Genomic DNA, 889 nt, shown 5'->3' with positions numbered 1-889 from the left:
TACAACGCTCAATGAGCTAGCCAGAACACCAACTTTTAACCTAGACAGTAGACTGTTCATTTATCAACCTTGTACATTTGAATATATCCCATCAGACACCCTCAATATTAGACATTTCAACATTAACCACGAAAGCCGCCTATACAATAGCGGCCCATATTCAGTGAATATTAAAACAACACATGCCTATTTTGAGTTTCTTTTTAAGCAAGCTGAAGAGCTCCCTTGCTCTATGTCTATATTTTGTTATCGGCCTCTACGTCTTAATGACGAAGGCTTAAAGTAACGCTTGTTTGGTACCTTATTTTCAAATACAGGTGCCTGTTTTTCTTCTGAGTATAGACCATTCACACTATAACGACGTGCTTGTAGATCGTGATATACATCACCACTGGACCAAACGCCTGGCAACTCATAATAGTTCTTTAAGAGCGCATTACTGACTCGCCAAAGTTCACCACGGTTATCGTACTGATCCACCATAGCAATTCCCCAGCTGTCTTCATCAACATAGAACACACGTTTTTTATAGATATGACGAGCCCCTTTCTTCAAAGTAGCTTCGACAACATGTACACGATGCAGTTCCCAGCGAACATATTCAGGATTTAAGTGACCCGGCATAACCAAGTCATCGTATTGAACACCTTTCTGACCGACCTTATAATTGTTATAAGGAATGAAAAACTCCTTAACACCTTTGTAGTCCCAGTTATATCGATCAGGGGCTCCATTGTACATATCTGTATCATCTGCAGTACGCGTGTTGTCAGACGAAGCAATGGGGGAATCATAAGCCAAGTTTGGAGCACGTCTCACTCGACGCTGGCCTGAGTTATAGTCCCACGCACCTCGTTTGTCTTTAACCTGATCCATAGTTTCGTGAACT

Annotated in this window: 1 protein-coding gene; it reads right to left on the bottom strand. The window is 41.6% G+C overall.

Annotation, left to right across the window (positions count from 1 at the left end):
• Nucleotides 1–246: 246 nt before the first annotated feature.
• Nucleotides 247–889 (bottom strand): DUF1329 domain-containing protein (locus tag A3766_RS21555; RefSeq protein ID WP_156509036.1); only part of this gene is annotated, 643 nt, incomplete at its 5' end.

It is taken from the genome of Oleiphilus sp. HI0132, from assembly GCF_001635845.1.
Note: the sequence above shows the minus strand (reverse complement) of the source record. Positions and strands in the feature narration are given on the sequence as shown.